Below are 16,058 nucleotides of genomic sequence, written 5' to 3'. Positions count from 1 at the left end.
GCGAGGGTCATGCGCAGCATCAAGCAGCCGGGCGCACCTGGCGCAGAACGCATCCAATGGGTGGAGGCGAGGGGACGCGCTTTCACGTTCATGCTTGAGGCAGGCGTGCCGCTGCTGGAAGCCGCACGCCGCGGCTTTGCGGGGGAGGGTTTTGCCGGCGGCGTGCTGAACTTCGGCCGCGGCACGCTCGGGCCGTTTGCCTATGTGATGCCGGCGCTGTCGAAGACCGGCGAGAACGCCGCGTTCTACAGCGAGACGTTCCGGCCCGAGGGCGTGACGCGCACGAAGCTCGGCCGCATGACGCTCGGCACGCGGGACGGCGCGCCGTTCTTTCATTGCCATGGGCTGTGGACCGAGGCAGACGGCAAGGCAAGCGGTGGCCACATGCTGCCGGACGAGACGATCGTGACTGAGCCGTTCGAGGTCGAGGCCTTCGGCCTCGACGGCGCGATGTTCACGGCCGAGCCCGATCCCGAGACCAATTTCAAGCTGTTCGGACCGGTTGCGGCTGCGAGCACTGGTGCGCGCACGACCAGCCGCGCCTTCGCGCTGCGGCTGCGCCCCAACCAGGACTTCGCTTTCTGCCTCGAAGGCTTTTGCCGCGAGCACGGCATTGCGCGCGCGAAGATTCATGGCGGCGTCGGCTCGACCATCGGCGCCCGCTTCACCCATGGCGGCGTGATCGAGCCGTTCGCGACGGAGCTTGCGGTGACCGCGGGTGCGATCGCGCCGGGCGCTTCCGGTGCGCTCGAGGCCGCTCTCGACGTTGCCCTGATCGACTACACCGGCGGCATCGCGGAGGGGCGTCTGATCCGTGGCGACAATCCCGTGCTGATGACCATGGAATTGGTGCTCGAGGTGTTGAGCTAATCTCGGCGAGCGATCGTCAGTGAGAACGTAGCTTGGCAATGGCCAAGTACGTAGAGTCACTTAGCCCCGAGCCGGATCCCTGAAAGAGATTGAGCAAGGGGGATTGTCCCTGACCGATGCTCTGGCCGGTTTTGACGTCATACATGGCGGAGAAACGGCCCAGCAGCTTTTCGACCTTCGCGGGATCGGAAAGATCTTTGATCTTCATGAATTTGTCCACGAACTTGGCCTGCTGGTCGATTGGCATCGCCGCCATCGAGTCAGGCAAATTGAAGGTGGTCCTGAACACCTCCGAAAGAGCCTTGTCGGCAAGGATGTCGTATGCGGACGTGATCTCCCCCGCCTTTCGCTGGAAATAGAGCGCGAGGCGCACGCCGGGATTCGTATCGCCCTGCTGCTGCTCGAGGCTTTGCTGGAGATAGTTCGCCTGTGTTTCCCGCAGCTGGACTTGCTTCTGAGGACCAACCATCGCAAGGCGCGCGACATTGCCCTTGCTGTCGAAATTGAACGACGCCGCGATCTCGGCAAAGCGATGATCGCTCTCGGTGTTCGCGAAGCTCTTTGGATTGTTCAGATCGGACGCGAATATCTTCTTCAGATATTCGGTGCTGACCTTCTTGGGGTCCAGGCCCTTGGCGACGAGAATGAAATCGACCATCTTCCGGTTCGCAAGCAGCTCAGAAACGCTGTCGATGCCTGCGATGGCCTCCTGATAGGACGTCGCGTCTTTCTGGGCCTGTTCCCGAACCGCTTTCTGCTGCTCAGGGCTTGCCTGTTTCAGCACTGCAATGACGTAGTCCTTCGCGGTCTGGAGGACTTTTGCCGAGTCCTGAGCCACCAAGGGGGTCGTCAGATTGCCCTTTGCGTCGAAGTTGAAGGCGCGCGCGAGCTCGACGTATCGGTTGTCCTTGAGCGTATAGACGAAGCTCTTGGGATCGCTGAGATCGCTTTCGAGGGCCGCCTTGACGGTGGCCTGCGAGACCTCTGCAGGATCGAGGCCGACGGCGCCCAGCGCAAAATCATACACGGCTGGAGTCGATACGAACGCCTGGACTGAATCGATCTTGCCGATCGCGTTTCTGAATTGAACGGTTGCGAAGGCCTCATTCAGGGGACTTGCCGCCGCATAGACGTCGGACTTGCTGTCGTCGAACCGCTTTGTCGTGAGCGTGACGTTTGCAGCAGTCTGCGCGGGCACACCCGACGGCAGCGACCCGTCAGCCGAAAACTCGAACGCGCCGGCCAGGTCTACAAAGCCACCTATCGTCGCGATCTGGTCGTTGAGGCTGGAAATGCTCTTCGTGTACGACTCCAGGTGATATTTTTCGACCAGGATCTGGACGTTCAACTGAGCCACGTCGGCGCCCGGTTGCGAGAGTTGGGCCGTGTAGTCGGCAATCTTCGTATTGGTGGCGCTCACGTCCGATTTGGCTTGAGCGAGCTGGGCGTTGAGGCCGGTCAACTGAGACGCGAAGGCGGTGTTGACGTAGCTGTTCGGATCGGATGGGTCGCTGCGCAGGACCTGGCTTATCGTGTCGGGCGGCCACTTGCTTTGATCGATCCCGAATGCCGAATAGACATAGTTGCGGAGACGATCGTTGTTCAGCAGCTGATCAGCACTGCTGATGCTGCCGATCTGGGCGCTGTAGTATTTCGTATCGTCCGCAAGTGCGTCGACCTGGCTCTTCTTGGTTGCCGTGTACAGACCGATCGTCTCGTCGGTCTGGTTCTCCGATTGCGCAACCGGCGTCGCAGTGCCGTTGAAGGAAAATGCCGCGGCAAACTCCCGGTAACGCTTGTCGACCAGCTTGTTGACAAAGCTCTTTGCGTCGGAGAGGTCGCTCTCCAGCACCTTTCTCATGAAAGCCTTGGCGTAGGCCATGTCTTCCAGGCCATACGCCTTCAGTGCGTAATGATACAGGCGATAATCCTTCATGAGATCATCGACGGTCTTCACCTTGCCGATGTTGGCCTTGTAGTAGGCGGCCTCTCGCGCGACGTCGGTCTGCTGTTCGACCCGCGTCAGGGATTGCTTGAGATGGTGCGCAATGTAGTTGTAGCTGAAATACGTTGATACCATCGCGCATTCCTCGCGGCTTCTTACGGTCCTGGACGTCCGTCAATCATTGCCGGGTCGCGAGGTGGGGGCTGGCCTCATGCCAACAGATTGTCTCACAGCAACGTCTTCTTAAGGCGATTCTAGAGTACAATCTTAAGTTTTAGTTTGCGTCCAAGTGACGCGTGCCGAGTTTTGTTGCTGTATGTTTCTCAGATGCAGCTTTCGCGAAGATTGTGTTCCTGATATGTTCCGGCCGAAATATCGACCGGAGTGGGTTGGAAGCCGGACATGAGCCGAAGAAGCAATCGCACGATCAACCTGCCGGCGCCGTATCTGAAGCGGATCTGGCTCGATCCGTCGCAGGTTCACGATCGCGAGGCTTATCCGTTTTGCCTGCCCATCTTCCCGGATGATTTCGAGCTTAGCTTCGACGCCGCCATCACGATCATCGTCGGAGAGAATGGCACCGGGAAGTCGACGATCCTCGAGGGTATCGCGGCGCTTGCCGGCTACGACGATGCTGGTGGCGGCAAGGGCTACATGCCGGTCGATCATTCCGACGCGCGGGAGAAGATGGGTGGCCAGCTTTCCAAGGCGTTGCGCGCAAGCTGGCTGCCGAAGATCACCAACGGCTGGTTTTTCCGCGCCGAGAGTTTTTTCTCGGTGGCGCGATATCTCGACAAGGCCGCACGTGATGCCGGCCAGGTCGGACCCGATTTTCTGTCGCATTCCCATGGCGAAGGTTTTCTGCGCTTCTTCGAAGAGCGCTGCCAGCGCCAGGGCATCTTCATCTTCGACGAGCCGGAATCGGCGCTGTCGCCGACGCGTCAGATCGAATTCCTGAAGCTCTTGCGACGCATGGACGACTCCCGCATCTGCCAGGTCATCATGGCGACCCATTCGCCGATGCTGATGGCCTATCCCAATGCGAAGCTGCTGCGGCTCGGGAAATACGGGCTGGTGCCGGTGACGGTGGAGGAGACCGACCATTACCGGCTGATGCGGGAGTTTTGTGACGACCCGCGGGGCTTCGTGGAGGCGACGCTGGCGGAATGATTGGGGGACGTCTGCCGCTTCAATGAGGCACGCGCATTGTTTTTCCACTCGCATCTGAATCGCGAACACACCTTCGCGGCCCCGCGGCATGAACTGCCCGAGCCTTGCTGTCGTCACCGCCCTCGAAAGTGCCGAGGGCGCAGGGAAGGCCGGGTGCCGGCTGGCACCCGCGGTCCGCTGTGCGCGAAATGCGCTGGAAGCAGATGCACAGCGGCATACAGGTGAAGCCGAACATCCGGCCTTCCCTGCGCAGTGGTTTTACGGCTTATGTCGTGATCTCCCCGGGGAGCGATGCACTATTGCCCCCGTCGCCTTGCGGATGGCTGACGCGCCCGCCCGGTCGGGCAGCACGCGTCACCGCAAGACTTGGCACACAGACCCCGGATGCCAGGACCACACGATTTTGCCGTACGCAGGCTGCACCGGTCGTGTGCGCGCGGGTCGTTGCTCACGGCGCGAGCCGCCCTGCAAACCACCTTCGCGCCGACGCCGCCTGCGTCCACCACGTCCCATCCCGCGTGTCGTGACGATCGCGATACGCCCCTCGGACCGGGCTGGGATGGCCGAAACATGCGACATTTCCGAATTCGCGTAAAGCGAATTGTTTTGATCGGAACGGATTGACCCCGGCCTTGTGTGTTTTGCCCGTCGGGCAACGCAAGGGATGGCGTGGATGCGGGAGCGATCCCCGCCACAGCCGTGCCACGAACCGGTCTCCCCACGGCCCGAAAATGCGCTACGATGATCGCAGCGCGCCTCAAGTCGCGCAGATCCAGGAGTGAGGAAACGGTATGAGGATGAGAAGCGGAACGGCGGTCGCCGGGGTGGCGGCGCTGGCGGTGGCGGGGATGGCTCTGACGGCCGCATTTGAGCCGGTTTGGGCACACGGGCCGACCCGGCAGAAGGTGCGCGAATCCATCGAGATCAACGCAGCCCCGGCCAAGGTGTGGGCGGTGATCGGCAATTTCCAGGACATGAGCTGGCTCCCGCCCGTCACCAAGACCGAGGGCGAGAAGGGCAACGAGATCGGCGCGACGCGGCGGCTGACCCTGACCGGCGGGGCGACCGTGGACGAGGAGCTCTACAAGTTCGACGCGGCCGCGATGACCTATTCCTACCGGATCACCGCCGTGGACGTGAAGGTGCTGCCGGTCACCAACTATTCCTCGACGCTGACGGTGACGCCGAGCGCCGACGGCAAGGGCGCGACGCTGGAATGGGCCGGCGCGTTCTACCGCGGCTTTCCCAACAACGATCCGCCGCCAGAGCTGAGCGACGAGGCCGCCAAGACTGCGGTGAGCGGGCTCTACAAGGCCGGCCTCGAGGCACTGAAGAAGAAGATCGAGAGCGGAAGCTGACCGTGCGCGTGCTGGTCCTGGCGGCGCTCGCCGCCAGCCTTGCCTGCCTCGGCAGCGCGTCCGCCGAGGAGGCCTTCGTCACCAACCAGCTCAGCGACGATCTGATGGTCGTGGACCTTGCCACCGCACGTGCGGTGGCAACCATCCCGATCGGCGGCAAGCCGGCGGGCGTCGCCGTCAGCGGCGACGGCCGCTTTGCCTATGTCACCAGCCCGGATGCCAAGGCGGTGACGGTGGTGGACGCGGCAACGCGGCAGGTGATGGGGCGGATCGAGGTCGGCGGCGGCCCGCTCGGCATTGCCGTGGCGCCCGACGGCCGCACCGTCTATGTCGCCGACTGGTACGCCGCGGCGGTGCGGGTGATCGACGCGGCGAGCCGCAGCGTCACTGCCAGCATCGCGGTCGGCGCCTCGCCGTCGGGCCTTGCGGTAACGCCTGACGGCAAGCTGCTGCTCTCGGCGGACCGCGACGACGACAGCGTCTCGGTGGTGGACACGGCGACGCGCGCGCGGAAGGCGGTCATCAAGGTCGGCACGCGCCCGTTCGGCGTCACCATCGATACCGATGGAAAACGCGCCTACACCGCCAATGTCGGCTCCAACGACGTCTCCGTGATCGACATCGCCACTGGGTCCGAGATCGGCCGCGTGCCGGTCGGGATGCGGCCCTATGCGGTGGCGCTGGCGCAGGGGCGCGGCTTCGTCACGGACCAGTATGGCGGCACCGTCAGTGTGTTCGATCTGGCGACGCTGAAGCCGGTGAAGCGCATCAATGTCGGCGACTACCCCGAAGGCATCAATGCAACGGCCGACGGCAAGCGCATCATCGTGGCCTGCTGGGAGAGCAACACGCTCGATATCATCGACACCACCGAACTGAAGGTGATCGGCGAGGTCAAGACCGGCGACGGCCCGCGCGCGTTCGGGGCGTTCCTGCGGAGGACGGAGTAGGGCGGGCAGAGGCGCGGCGGACAAGTCGCTTTGCCCACCCTACGGCACTTTCGACGCGGTGAAATCCCGCAGCTTCAGGAAGAAGTCCTTCAGGATCGGGTTGCGATCCACGTAGGTCACGTAGCGGATCGGATGCCGCCTGCGGTCGATGCTCCACGTCATCTGGTCCGTGAGGACCGGAGCGGGGATGATCACGCTCGGCGCCCACATGGGGTTCAGCAGCCAGCCGACCGGCGCCATGTCCCAGATCTCCTTGGCCCAGCCCATGTGGTCGGATGAATACTCCTTGAACCGCATCGCGAGGAATGCGCCGATGCTGCCATGCGGTTCGACGTAGCGCTCGATCTCCGGCACCGTGCTGTGGAGGCGCGAGGTGACGCCCTTGCACGGCACCAGCACGAGCGGCACGCCGCTGTCGAGCAGCACCTGCGCACCGCCGACATCCTGCTTGAGGTTGAATTCGATGGTGTCGGGCCATTCCAGCGCATGGCCGCCGAGCCAGACCACGACGATACGGTCGATGATATCGGGTGCCTTCAGAAGGGCGGAGGCGACGTTGCTGATAGCGCCGATGGCGATGACGTAGAGCGGATTGTCCTGCGTGCCCGCGCGTGCCCGGGCGATGAGGTCGTCCACGGCGGGTGCCGTCCGCGCCGTCTTGCCTGGGCCGACATACTCGGTGACGCCGCGATGAACCAGGCCTTCCGGCGCGACGCTCAGACGCTCCAGCAGGCGGAGGATTTCCTGGTAGCTCAGCTCCATGCCGTGGCCGGGACTGTCCGCGCGCGCATTGAAGAACGGCGCGGCGTAGATCGCCTCGACCTCGAAGCGCTCCGGTGACAGCAGCATCTGCACCAGCGCGAACTGGTCGTCGATCTCGTTATAGGTGTCGGTGTCGAGCACGACGCGCAACCGGCCGACCGGCGGTTCCAGGAGCTTGAGGCGCACTGCGTCCGTGAGTGTCATTGCCGTCTCCCTGGGCCGTGCGTGGCGATTGTGGATCAGGCTCTCTGCGGAATCCGGCAGACCACTTCGGCAATGTCCTCCATCTGCGCGAACATGTGATCCGGCGCAAGCGCCCGCAACGCCGCTGGGGCCGCATAGCCCCAGCTGACCGCGCCGCAGGCGATGCCGACCGCGCGCGCCGCCTCGATGTCGCGCACCTCGTCGCCGATCGCGATGACACAGTCGAGCTCCACGCCGGCGCGCCGGATGACGCGGCGGAATTTCGCGGGCTTGCCGAATATCGACGCAGAGCAGTCGAAATGCGCGAACAACGCCGCGGCCTCGCCGAGCTTCTCGCGGGCATTGGCTTCGCTGTCGGAGGTCACCAGCGCGAGCTGCACGCCGTTCCCGGCCAGCGTCCGCAGCATCGTCTCGACGCCGGCAAACAGCGAGATCTCGCTAGCTGCCTCGGCCTTCAGCCGCCGCGCATGCCGCGCGATCGCCGGCAGCTTCCAGAGCGGCACCTCGAGCCGGCTGAGGATCTCACGGCTTGAGGCATGCCGCAGCCCCTCGATGTCCTCATCGGCGACACGCCGAAAGCCGAAGCGGTCGGCGACGTCGTTGATGGTGCGCAGGAACCAGGGGAAGCTGTCGGCGAGGGTGCCGTCGAGGTCGAAGATGGCGAGGGCGTAGGGCATGGGGGAGTGGAAGTGTCGGGCGGACCTGCGCATCCGGTCCGCTGGCGACGCGCTGACAGATGCCATCGGAGATGCTAGATTAGGCTTCAGAGGTGACAGATGTCGGACCTACTGGCAAGGATTGCGGTCGATCCGCAGCCTGTGCATGGACGCCCATGTATTCGCGATCTGCGCATCACGGTCGCCGACGTCTTGGGACTGCTATCCGCCGGACAGTCGCGCGACAGCATTCTCGAGGACTATCCGTATCTGGAAGAGGCGGATATCGACGCAGTGCTCACCTATGCCGCGCGTCAGGTTGACCACCCGATCATAGCGGCCAAATAGCTTGCTTTACCTGATCGACGCTCAGCTTCCCCCTGCACTCGCGGAAGCCTTACGTCGTGCTGGATACGATGCGGCTCATGTGGTCGAGTTCGGAATGGCGGCAACATCGACAATCGCGCGCTGGTGCGACAGTTTCTGAGCGCCATGCCGCAAATTGTCGAAGCCGTCGCGCGGGGCGAGGCCGTCATCGAGTTCGTCGGTGGTTAGTCATGGCAAGCGGGACCGAACCACAGTAGCGGCGAGGCTGCGCTACTCCGCCGCCTCGCTCGTGCTCCGCCGCTTCGGCTTCCTTGCCTTCTTCAGCACCGGCTCCAGAAACTTGCCGGTATAGCTCCTTGGCGCCTTCGCGATGTCTTCCGGCGGGCCCCAGGCGACGATCTCGCCGCCGCCGTCGCCGCCTTCGGGGCCGAGGTCGATGACCCAGTCGGCGGTCTTGATGACTTCGAGATTGTGCTCGATGACGACGACCGTGTTGCCCTGCGCGACCAGCTCGTGCAGCACTTCCAGGAGCTTCTTGACGTCGTGGAAGTGCAGGCCGGTGGTCGGCTCGTCCAGGATGTAGAGCGTGCGGCCGGTGGCGCGCTTGGACAGCTCCTTGGCGAGCTTGACGCGCTGGGCTTCGCCGCCCGAGAGCGTGGTGGCCTGCTGACCCACGTGGATGTAGTCGAGGCCGACGCGGTGCAGGGTCTGGAACGTCTCGCGCACGCGCGGCACCGCCTTGAAGAAGTCGGCGGCTTCCTCGACGGTCATGTCGAGCACATCGGCGATGCTCTTGCCCTTGAACAGGACTTCGAGCGTCTCGCGGTTGTAGCGCTTGCCCTTGCAGACGTCGCAGGTGACGTAGACGTCGGGCAGGAAGTGCATCTCGATCTTGATGACGCCGTCGCCCTGGCAGGCCTCGCAGCGGCCGCCCTTGACGTTGAAGGAGAAGCGGCCGGGCTCGTAGCCGCGCGCCTTGGCTTCGGGCAGGCCGGCGAACCATTCGCGGATCGGCGTGAAGGCGCCGGTATAGGTCGCGGGGTTCGAGCGCGGGGTACGGCCGATCGGCGACTGGTCGATGTCGATGATCTTGTCGATGTGCTCGAGGCCCTCGATGCGGTCGTGCGGGGCGGCGCCTTCGCTGGCATTGTTCAGCTTGCGGGCGATGGCGCGGTAGAGCGTGTCGATCAGCAGCGTCGACTTGCCGCCGCCGGAAACGCCGGTGACGCAGGTGAACAGGCCGAGCGGAATCTCGGCGGTGACGTTCTTGAGGTTATTGCCGCGCGCGTTGACCACCTTGATGGTGCGGCGATGGTTCGGCGGACGCCGCTCCGGCACCTCGACCTCGAGCTCGCCGGTCAGGTATTTTCCGGTGAGCGATTTCGGGTTGCGCATGATCTCGGCGGGCGTGCCTTCGGCGACGATGTGGCCGCCATGCATGCCGGCGCCGGGGCCGATGTCGAGCACGTAGTCGGCGAGACGAATGGCGTCCTCGTCATGCTCGACCACGACAACGGTGTTGCCGAGGTCGCGCAGGCGCTTGAGCGTGTCGAGCAGGCGGGCGTTGTCGCGCTGGTGCAGGCCGATCGAGGGCTCGTCCAGCACGTAGAGCACGCCGGTCAGCCCCGAGCCGATCTGCGAGGCCAGGCGGATGCGCTGGCTTTCGCCGCCCGACAGCGTGCCGGAGGAGCGGGAGAGGGTGAGGTAGTTGAGGCCGACGTCGAGCAGGAAGGTGAGGCGCTCGCGGATCTCCTTGAGGATGCGGCCGGCGATCTCGTTCTGCTGCTTGTTCAGCGCCTCCGGCACGGTCTCGAACCACTCGCCGGCCTTCTTGACCGACAGTTCGGAGATCTCGCCGATGTGCTTGGTGCCGACCTTGACGCAGAGCGCCTCGGGCTTGAGCCGAAAACCGTTGCAGGCGCCGCAGGGCACGTCGTGGAAATACTTCGCCAGCTCCTCGCGCGCCCACTCGCTCTCGGTCTCGCGGAAGCGGCGGTTGATGTTGGTGATGACGCCCTCGAACGGCTTCTTGGTGTCGTAGGAGCGCACCCCGTCCTCGTAGGAGAACTTGATCTCGTCCTCGCCGGAGCCATGGAGGATCGCGTCTCTCGTCTTCTTGGGCAGATCCTTCCACTTGGTGGTCAGCGTGAACTTGTAGTGCTTGCCGAGCGCCGTCAGCGTCTGCACGTAATAGGGTGATGACGATTTCGCCCAGGGCGCGATCGCGCCCTTGCCGATGGCGAGCTCCTTGTCGGGGATGACGAGGTCCTCGTCGACATGCTGCTCGACGCCGAGGCCGCCGCAGGCGGGGCAGGCGCCATAGGGATTGTTGAACGAGAACAGGCGCGGCTCGATCTCGGGAATCGTGAAGCCGGAGACGGGGCAGGCGAATTTCTCCGAGAACAGGATGCGCTCGGGTCCGCTCTTGTCGTGGATCTTCGCGGTCTTCTTCTTTTCCTCGGCCGGCGCGGCTGCGGGCGCATCGGCGAATTCGACAACGGCAAGGCCCTCGGCGAGCTTCAGCGCGGTCTCGAAGCTTTCGGCGAGACGCTGGCCGATATCGGCGCGCACCACGATGCGGTCGACGACGACGTCGATGTCGTGCGGAAACTTCTTGTCCAGCGTCGGCGCTTCCGCGAGCTCATGGAAGGTGCCGTCGATCTTGATGCGCTGAAAGCCCTTCTTGAGCCATTCGGCGAGCTCCTTGCGGTACTCGCCCTTGCGGCCGCGCACGACCGGCGCGAGCAGATAGAGGCGGGTGCCCTCGGGCAGCGCCAGCACGCGGTCCACCATCTGCGAGACGGTCTGGCTCTCGATCGGCAGGCCGGTGGCGGGCGAATAGGGCACGCCAACGCGCGCCCAGAGCAGGCGCATGTAGTCGTAGATCTCGGTGACGGTGCCGACGGTGGAGCGAGGGTTCTTCGAGGTCGTCTTCTGCTCGATCGAGATCGCCGGCGACAGGCCGTCGATCTGGTCCACGTCAGGCTTCTGCATCATCTCCAGGAACTGGCGCGCATAGGCCGACAGCGATTCGACGTAGCGGCGCTGGCCCTCGGCATAGATGGTGTCGAAGGCGAGCGAGGATTTGCCGGAGCCGGAGAGGCCGGTGAACACCACGAGCTTGTCGCGGGGAATCTCGACGTCGATGTTCTTGAGGTTATGCTCGCGCGCGCCACGGATCGTAATTGCGCGCAGGCTCGAGCCCGCGTTCTGTTGTTGGCGCTTCGCCTTGATCACTTCATCCATCCCGGTGTCCTCAGGGAATCCCAAAGACGCGCGGCCGCGCCAATGGTGAAGGCGCGCTTTGCCCGGAACCGGGATCGGCGCCGATGGGGTTGTCAGCGAACGTAGGAAGAACAGCGGCGGATTTCCAGTGGGACTTGCGAATCGTCAACGGATTGTTGGCGTGCTGGCGGCATCTGGCAGCAGCGGAGCACCGGAACGGCCTCTCGCCCCACGATTCCCTGACGGCTCGGCTGTCCGCGAAAACAAAAAGGCCGGCACAAGGCCGGCCTTTCGTAACGCGATCCCGTTGGAGGCGAAGCTCAGTACTTCGCGACGACGGGGCCGCCGAAGGTGTAGTTGAGGCGGACGGTGCCCATGTCGACGTCCTGCTTGATGCTGTCGCTGCGGGTGGCCACGCCGAGGAAGGTGAAAGTGTCGGTGTGCTTGCCCATGAACAAGTGGTTGTATTCGACCGCGACCGACCAGTTCGGAGCGAAGCCGAATTCGATGCCGGTGCCGACGGTCCCGCCCCAGCGCGTTTCGTTCGCGGTGTCGAGCGTAATGCCAGCCAGAGTGCCGCTGAACTTGTTGTGGGTGACGGCCGCGCCGCCCTTCACGTACCAGAGCACGTTGTTCCAGGCATAGCCGACTTGGCCGGTGAAGAGGCCGATGGCGTCGATCTTGGTATTGTTCACCAGCGGGAAGAGAGCGGCGGGAGCGCTGACGTTCGAGCCCTTCAGGTCAGCCCAATCGCCCTGGGCTTCAAGGCCGAACACCCAGCTGCTGGACTGCCAGCGATAGCCGATTTGGCCGCCGACGAGAGCGCCGGTCGCATTGTGACAGCCTTCAGCCGTGACCGGAATTGCGGCGACTCCGACGGCGGTGAGATCCCAGCAATTATGGCTCGAGCCGCCACCGGCGTTGCCGCCGATGTAGAACCCGCTCCAGTTGTAGATCGAGGCCACGGCCACGGGCGCCTTGGTGTAAGGGCGGGCCGCCAGGTCAGCCGCCGAGGCAGGAGCCAACGCGCTGAGCACGAGCAGACTGGCCGAAGCCAGCACAGTTCTCTTCATTTCAAATTCCCCAGTTTCGTTTCTCTTCGTCGGCGAAAAGCAGCGGACCCAACGACCCGACTGATGTCATTGCTATACATTATTAAAGCCAAAGGTTGTGTCACCGAGGTGCCACACCTCTCCGAAAACGCTAGCGAGCGGCTGGATTGGATACTTGGGCGCGAACAACAAAAAGGCCGGCGCGAGGCCGGCCTTTCGTGACGATGTGCGTCGGTGGCGAAGATCAGTACTTCGCGACGATCGGGCCGCCAAAGTGATAGTTCACGCCGACCTGCACGGTGTGGAAGTTGAGCGTGCCGGACGCCTGGGGAACGCCGATGTTTCCGAAATAGTTTTCGCTGCCGAGGCTGCGATAGAGGTACTCGCCCTTGACCGACCACTGCGGAGCGAAGAACGCCTCGACGCCCGCACCGACGGTCCAGCCCGAGTGGAACTTGCTGTCGGAGATGGTCAAGGCGCCCGCGGTGCCGCTGATCTTGTTGTCGATCCACGCGTAACCGCCCGTGCCGTAGAACAGGACGTTGTTGACGGCGTAGCCGATGCGGCCGCGGACGGTGCCGAGTGCATCGGTCTTGGAGGACGCGGTGATGCCAAGCACGGTCGCCGAGGCGCTGACGTCAGCCCAAGCGGCGTCGGCTTCGAGGCCGAACACGACGTTGCCGGTCTGCCAGTTGTAGCCGGCGGTGCCGCCGACGAAGCCACCCTTCATCTTCGGGTCGCCCGAGCCGTTTTCCCAGGCGCCGCCACCGACGATACCGAGGTAGAAGCCGGTCCAGTTGTAGACCGAGGCCACGGCCACCGGAGCCTTCGTGTACGGGCGAGCCGCGAGATCAGCAGCCGACGCGGGGGCCGCAAAAGCGAACAAACAGGCCGAAGCCAACAAAACCTTCTTCATTTTCAACCTAAATCCCAGTCCCAGTTTCTGTTGTGCCTTCCACGATCGGGAAGGGCATCGGACGCTGTGGTCCAACTGACGTCGTGCTTACACCAGCAAAGCCGCAAGTTGTGTCTCTCAAAAGCCACAACAGTCACAAAACGTAATGGTTGCTGACTTATAGCCGCCGGCATGTCGCACAAAAAAAGGCCGGCACGGGGCCGGCCTTCAATCTTCAAGTGATATCAAAGAGATATCAGTACTTCGCGATGACCGGGCCACCCCAGCGATAGTTCACGCGGACCAGGCCGATATCGACGTCCTGACCGATGCGTTCCGAGCGTGTGAAAGCGCCGGCCGGAGCCACAATGAAGTTGCCGGAGCCGGCGAAGCCGATGGTGCGATTGCCCATGAAGATGTGATCGTACTCGACGCCGACCGTCCAGTTTGGCGCGAATCCGAACTCGAGGCCGGCACCCACGGTGCCGCCCCAGCGGGTCTCGTTGGCCCGATCGAATTCGAGGCCGGTGATGACATCGTAGCCGCGGTAGCGATCGCTGACGACGGCGCCGCCGCCCTTCACGTAGAACAGCACGTTATTCCAGGCATAGCCGACTTGGCCTGTGAACAAACCGAACGCGTTGATCTTGGAGCGGTCGCGAAGACCCGTGCCGATGAACGTCGTGCTGACGTTGTCTCCGGAGAAGTCGGCCCAGTTGCCCTGGCCTTCGAGCCCGAACACCCAATTGGCCGACTGCCAGCGATAGCCGACCTGGCCGCCGACCGTGCCGCCGGTCGCGTTGTGACAACCTTCGCCAATCAGAACGCCGGTGACGGGAGTTACAAAATCCCAGCATTTGTGGGCCGAGCCGCCGCCGCCGTTGATGCCGATGTAGAAGCCGCTCCAGTCGTAGATGGCCGCGACCATTGGCGGCGGAGCCTTCGTGTAGGGACGCGCCGCCAGATCCGCCGCGCTTGCAGGAGCCGACAGGCTCAACGCCACTGCACCGATTGCACCAATCAAAATCTTATTCATTGCAGTCTCCCCAATTCCGCCGCTTCTTGAAATCCCAGAAGCGGCCAAGCAGGCGCGACGCCCATATGAAATCAATTCCGAGGCAAACGTAGCCTAACGGGTGAGCAGAGTCCGTCGCCGAAATACAACAGTCGCGCGATAAGTGCGGCGTATGTAACTTAATGAATGTTAAGTGCTTTTTGTCGTTCACGGGAACCTGAAAAGGTTCCATCTGGCGCCAGCCATTTGAGCAGTACGCGGGCACCGCCCGGGCCATACATTTCGCGCTTGCTCGAACAGGAACAAATCTGGAACGAGCCGACGGCCGATGCTATATGTGGGGATAACCTGAGGGCTGGTGGGCTGATCGGTCCGCGCAAGCGTATAGGGTCGCCTCAATAGGTTGCAGAGGACCGCGGGGCGCGGTCGGGCCTTATCAATTCAGTGGCATTCGGAGTGGAGAGCGGCGATGGCGGGAAGCGTCAACAAGGTCATTCTGGTTGGAAATCTCGGCAAGGATCCTGAAATCCGCCGTACCCAGGACGGGCGGCCGATCGCGAATTTGAGCATCGCGACCTCGGAGACCTGGCGCGACAAGAACAGCGGCGAGCGCAAGGAAAAGACCGAGTGGCATCGCGTCGTGATCTTCAATGAAGGCCTCTGCAAGGTCGCCGAGCAGTACCTGAAGAAGGGTGCCAAGGTTTATATCGAGGGCGCGCTCCAGACCCGCAAATGGACCGACCAGAGCGGCGTTGAGAAGTACTCCACCGAAGTCGTGCTCCAGGGCTTCAACTCGACGCTCACGATGCTCGACGGCCGTGGCGGCGGGGGAGGCGGCAGCTTCGGCGAGGAGCCGGGCGGCGATTTCGGCTCCTCCGGTCCCGTCAGCAGCGCGCCGCGCCGCGCCGTCGCCGCCGGTGGCGGTGGCCGCAACAGCGACATGGATGACGACATCCCGTTCTGAGGCGGGCGGGCGCTTCGCCCCGAATGTTGTCGTGCTCGCGTAGAGCCGCAGGAATTCTTACCAATTGGCGGGCAGGGCTCGGTTTTTCCGAGCTTGCCTCATGTGCTGCTTCAAGCCTTTGACGGGGCATCATGTGAATGGTATTAACTTGATGTTAATCCTATTCACATGGATCACCCGCCGATCGGAGGAAGCCCCGCATGAGCCTCGCGCCGCTGCTTACGGCTGCTCCGGCGATCCCGCTGCATGCCTTTGCCGCCATGGCCGCCTTCGTGCTCGGGCTCGTCCAGTTTGCCGCTCCCAAAGGCACGCTGCCACACCGGACGATCGGCTGGATCTGGGTGGCGCTGATGGCGGTCGTGGCCGCCTCCTCGTTCTGGATCCACCAGAGCCGCCTGATCGGGCCGTTCAGCCCGATCCATGTCCTGTCGATCTTCACGCTGGTGGTGCTGCCGCTCGCGGTATGGCGGGCGCACGCCCATCGCGTCGCCGATCACCGGCTGATGATGATCTTCATCTTCGCCGGCGCGCTGGTGGTGGCGGGCCTGTTCACGCTGCTGCCCGGGCGCATCATGCACCGCGTGGTTTTCGGGGCCTAAGGGGCGGTTTCGGGCGGCTCGTCCGGGCCCCGCCCAGGGCGGTGCCGGGGAGGGCGTAAGTCTCTG

14 protein-coding genes are annotated in these 16,058 nt (G+C 63.6%); 7 read left to right on the top strand and 7 right to left on the bottom strand.

The window, feature by feature from the left end:
- The first annotated feature begins 9 nt into the window (after window positions 1–9).
- Window positions 10–870, top strand: coding sequence for a DUF296 domain-containing protein (locus AAFG50_RS22390; RefSeq protein ID WP_028171870.1), 861 nt, complete (start codon window positions 10–12; stop codon window positions 868–870).
- A gap of 16 nt (window positions 871–886) precedes the next feature.
- On the opposite strand, the gene AAFG50_RS22385 is transcribed toward AAFG50_RS22390, so the two are convergent.
- Window positions 887–2,950 (bottom strand): DUF1217 domain-containing protein, encoded by a 2,064-nt coding sequence (locus AAFG50_RS22385; RefSeq protein ID WP_028171871.1) that lies wholly within the window; start codon window positions 2,948–2,950, stop codon window positions 887–889.
- Between the two features lie 267 nt (window positions 2,951–3,217).
- Here AAFG50_RS22385 and AAFG50_RS22380 point away from each other — a divergent pair, with 267 nt between their 5' ends.
- From AAFG50_RS22380 to AAFG50_RS22370, 3 genes are all read left to right on the top strand, one after another.
- Window positions 3,218–3,985, top strand: coding sequence for an AAA family ATPase (locus AAFG50_RS22380; RefSeq protein WP_028171872.1), 768 nt, complete (start codon window positions 3,218–3,220; stop codon window positions 3,983–3,985).
- A gap of 791 nt (window positions 3,986–4,776) precedes the next feature.
- Window positions 4,777–5,343: an SRPBCC family protein gene (locus AAFG50_RS22375; RefSeq protein WP_011087475.1), complete on the top strand. Its 567-nt coding sequence runs from the start codon at window positions 4,777–4,779 to the stop codon at window positions 5,341–5,343.
- 2 nt (window positions 5,344–5,345) lie between these two features.
- Entirely contained in the window at window positions 5,346–6,293 is a 948-nt protein-coding gene (locus AAFG50_RS22370) for a cytochrome D1 domain-containing protein (protein ID WP_028171873.1), read from the top strand.
- A gap of 39 nt (window positions 6,294–6,332) precedes the next feature.
- Here the strand turns inward: AAFG50_RS22370 and AAFG50_RS22365 are convergent, their stop codons facing one another.
- Entirely contained in the window at window positions 6,333–7,259 is a 927-nt protein-coding gene (locus AAFG50_RS22365) for a nucleoside hydrolase (protein WP_028171874.1), read from the bottom strand.
- Between the two features lie 35 nt (window positions 7,260–7,294).
- A complete protein-coding gene (locus tag AAFG50_RS22360; RefSeq protein WP_028171875.1) occupies window positions 7,295–7,936 on the bottom strand; it encodes an HAD-IA family hydrolase in 642 nt (213 codons plus the stop codon).
- 99 nt (window positions 7,937–8,035) lie between these two features.
- Here AAFG50_RS22360 and AAFG50_RS22355 point away from each other — a divergent pair, with 99 nt between their 5' ends.
- Window positions 8,036–8,263: a DUF433 domain-containing protein gene (locus tag AAFG50_RS22355; RefSeq protein ID WP_028171876.1), complete on the top strand. Its 228-nt coding sequence runs from the start codon at window positions 8,036–8,038 to the stop codon at window positions 8,261–8,263.
- A gap of 249 nt (window positions 8,264–8,512) precedes the next feature.
- On the opposite strand, the gene uvrA is transcribed toward AAFG50_RS22355, so the two are convergent.
- From uvrA to AAFG50_RS22335, 4 genes are all read right to left on the bottom strand, one after another.
- Window positions 8,513–11,488, bottom strand: a complete 2,976-nt coding sequence (uvrA, locus tag AAFG50_RS22350) for an excinuclease ABC subunit UvrA (RefSeq protein ID WP_028171877.1) — start codon at window positions 11,486–11,488, stop codon at window positions 8,513–8,515.
- Window positions 11,489–11,787: 299 nt separating this feature from the next.
- The gene (locus tag AAFG50_RS22345; protein WP_028171878.1) at window positions 11,788–12,540 is read right to left on the bottom strand and encodes an outer membrane beta-barrel protein; all 753 of its coding nucleotides are present in this window, start codon (window positions 12,538–12,540) and stop codon (window positions 11,788–11,790) included.
- A gap of 223 nt (window positions 12,541–12,763) precedes the next feature.
- Window positions 12,764–13,435: an outer membrane protein gene (locus AAFG50_RS22340; protein WP_028171879.1), complete on the bottom strand. Its 672-nt coding sequence runs from the start codon at window positions 13,433–13,435 to the stop codon at window positions 12,764–12,766.
- Between the two features lie 235 nt (window positions 13,436–13,670).
- A complete protein-coding gene (locus AAFG50_RS22335) occupies window positions 13,671–14,450 on the bottom strand; it encodes an outer membrane beta-barrel protein (protein ID WP_028171880.1) in 780 nt (259 codons plus the stop codon).
- Between the two features lie 448 nt (window positions 14,451–14,898).
- Between AAFG50_RS22335 and AAFG50_RS22330 the strand changes: the two genes are divergently transcribed.
- Together AAFG50_RS22330 and AAFG50_RS22325 are read left to right on the top strand one after the other, a co-directional pair.
- Window positions 14,899–15,393 carry a single-stranded DNA-binding protein gene (locus tag AAFG50_RS22330; RefSeq protein WP_011087466.1) on the top strand — a complete coding sequence of 165 codons (495 nt, stop codon included), beginning with the start codon at window positions 14,899–14,901 and terminating at the stop codon, window positions 15,391–15,393.
- A 200-nt stretch (window positions 15,394–15,593) separates the two neighbouring features.
- Window positions 15,594–15,992, top strand: coding sequence for a DUF2306 domain-containing protein (locus AAFG50_RS22325; protein ID WP_028171881.1), 399 nt, complete (start codon window positions 15,594–15,596; stop codon window positions 15,990–15,992).
- Window positions 15,993–16,058: the final 66 nt, after the last annotated feature.

Source organism: Bradyrhizobium sp. B039 (assembly GCF_038965675.1).
Classification (GTDB): Bacteria; Pseudomonadota; Alphaproteobacteria; order Rhizobiales; family Xanthobacteraceae; genus Bradyrhizobium; species Bradyrhizobium diazoefficiens.
Note: the sequence above shows the minus strand (reverse complement) of the source record. Positions and strands in the feature narration are given on the sequence as shown.

Coding starts and splice junctions, on each gene's coding strand:
- AAFG50_RS22380 (WP_028171872.1), top strand. CDS start 3,218: ATGAGCCGAAGAAGCAATCGCACGATCAACCTGCCGGCGCCGTATCTG.
- AAFG50_RS22335 (WP_028171880.1), bottom strand. CDS start 14,450: ATGAATAAGATTTTGATTGGTGCAATCGGTGCAGTGGCGTTGAGCCTG.
- AAFG50_RS22330 (WP_011087466.1), top strand. CDS start 14,899: ATGGCGGGAAGCGTCAACAAGGTCATTCTGGTTGGAAATCTCGGCAAG.
- AAFG50_RS22365 (WP_028171874.1), bottom strand. CDS start 7,259: ATGACACTCACGGACGCAGTGCGCCTCAAGCTCCTGGAACCGCCGGTC.
- AAFG50_RS22385 (WP_028171871.1), bottom strand. CDS start 2,950: ATGGTATCAACGTATTTCAGCTACAACTACATTGCGCACCATCTCAAG.
- AAFG50_RS22360 (WP_028171875.1), bottom strand. CDS start 7,936: ATGCCCTACGCCCTCGCCATCTTCGACCTCGACGGCACCCTCGCCGAC.
- AAFG50_RS22375 (WP_011087475.1), top strand. CDS start 4,777: ATGAGGATGAGAAGCGGAACGGCGGTCGCCGGGGTGGCGGCGCTGGCG.
- AAFG50_RS22355 (WP_028171876.1), top strand. CDS start 8,036: ATGTCGGACCTACTGGCAAGGATTGCGGTCGATCCGCAGCCTGTGCAT.
- AAFG50_RS22325 (WP_028171881.1), top strand. CDS start 15,594: ATGAGCCTCGCGCCGCTGCTTACGGCTGCTCCGGCGATCCCGCTGCAT.
- uvrA (WP_028171877.1), bottom strand. CDS start 11,488: ATGGATGAAGTGATCAAGGCGAAGCGCCAACAACAGAACGCGGGCTCG.
- AAFG50_RS22340 (WP_028171879.1), bottom strand. CDS start 13,435: ATGAAGAAGGTTTTGTTGGCTTCGGCCTGTTTGTTCGCTTTTGCGGCC.
- AAFG50_RS22390 (WP_028171870.1), top strand. CDS start 10: ATGCGCAGCATCAAGCAGCCGGGCGCACCTGGCGCAGAACGCATCCAA.
- AAFG50_RS22345 (WP_028171878.1), bottom strand. CDS start 12,540: ATGAAGAGAACTGTGCTGGCTTCGGCCAGTCTGCTCGTGCTCAGCGCG.